A 1,189-nucleotide genomic window follows, 5' to 3' on the forward strand; every position below is an offset into this window, starting at 1 on the left:
ACGCCAACGGCATCCCGCAGCTGTACGCCGACACCAGCGAGGACCTGTTCCGCGCCCAGGGCTACGTCCAGGCGCAGGACCGTTTCTGGGAGTTGCCGCTACTCGGCGGCGCGGCGGCAGGCGTTCGCCGCGACGACGGCGGGGACGTAGTCCTCCCGCAGGAGGTGGTAGCAGGCCCGGAACGCCTCCTCGCCGCCGGCTGCCCCGGTCCGACAGGCGTCCTCCACGAGCTCCTGGTCCGCGTTCGGCACGTTCTCCAGGACGTAGTAGAAGCACCCCTGCGGGCTGGCGCTCGCGGTCGGGGCGACGGCGACGAGGCCGCCCAGGGCGAGGGCGAGGGTGCAGCCGGTGGCAGCGATTCGTCGTACCAGCTTCATGGCGATCGGATCCTTTCGGGTGACAGGGAGTTGGCGGGCCGACGGGAGCACGATGCGCCCACGAACGCCGGTCCGGGACATGCATACCGGACCGTCCGCCGCGCCCGTCCGGACGCCGCGCCGACGCCCGACCAAGATCACCCGAAGACGAGGGGGAGCCGCCTGCGGGCCGGGCAGGCCCGCGCGGTGCCGGGCCCGCCGGCCGCCCCGCTGGCAGGATGGCGGCATGGAACGAGTACTCGGCATCGGCGGATACTTCCTGCGCGCCGCCGACCCCGCCGCGCTGAGCGCCTGGTACCGCGACTGCCTGGGCCTGGACGCCGACGAGCACGGCCTGTGGCATCCGCAGCCCGGGCCGACGGTCTTCGCGGCCTTCGACTCCGGGACCGACTACTTCGGCCCCCGCACCCAGCAGACCATGCTCAACTTCCGCGTCCGCGACCTGGACGCGATGCTCGCGCAGCTGCGCGCGAAGGGAGCGGACGTGGCCGAGGAGACCCAGGACATGGACGGCGTCGGCCGGTTCGGCTGGGTCACCGACCCGGAGGGCCACCGGATCGAGCTCTGGCAGCCCGCCTGACCGACAACACCTCGGCCCGGCGCGGAATCCCGCGCCGGGCCGAGGAACGTCCGTGCACCCGCGACTACTTCGGCGTGTACCAGCTGAACTCCAGGATGGAGTCGTTGTAGGGGATGCGGAGCCGTACCGGTGCATGTGCTGGCCGGCCTGCTGCTGACCGCGCAGGAGGGCAGCCTGGCGCTGTCCGGCTTCGACTACGAGGTCTCGGCCCGGGTCGAGCTGGACCTGGTGC

General features: G+C 72.7%; 2 protein-coding genes and 1 pseudogene. 2 read left to right on the plus strand and 1 reads right to left on the minus strand.

Going from position 1 to position 1,189, the window contains the following annotated elements; genetic code table 11:
• Positions 1 to 98 precede the first annotated feature (98 nt).
• Positions 99 to 377, minus strand: coding sequence for a hypothetical protein (locus tag ABZW03_RS41040; RefSeq protein ID WP_355270008.1), 279 nt, complete (start codon positions 375 to 377; stop codon positions 99 to 101).
• 226 nt (positions 378 to 603) lie between these two features.
• Between ABZW03_RS41040 and ABZW03_RS41045 the strand changes: the two genes are divergently transcribed.
• Complete coding sequence (locus ABZW03_RS41045) at positions 604 to 957, plus strand: VOC family protein (protein ID WP_355270010.1); 354 nt, start codon at positions 604 to 606, stop codon at positions 955 to 957.
• 135 nt (positions 958 to 1,092) lie between these two features.
• A pseudogene (locus ABZW03_RS41050) lies at positions 1,093 to 1,189 on the plus strand (hypothetical protein); the annotation flags it as partial.

Origin of the sequence: Kitasatospora sp. NPDC004799, from assembly GCF_040609095.1 — a bacterium.
GTDB lineage: Bacteria > Actinomycetota > Actinomycetes > Streptomycetales > Streptomycetaceae > Kitasatospora.

Coding starts and splice junctions, on each gene's coding strand:
- ABZW03_RS41040 (WP_355270008.1), bottom strand. CDS start 377: ATGAAGCTGGTACGACGAATCGCTGCCACCGGCTGCACCCTCGCCCTC.
- ABZW03_RS41045 (WP_355270010.1), top strand. CDS start 604: ATGGAACGAGTACTCGGCATCGGCGGATACTTCCTGCGCGCCGCCGAC.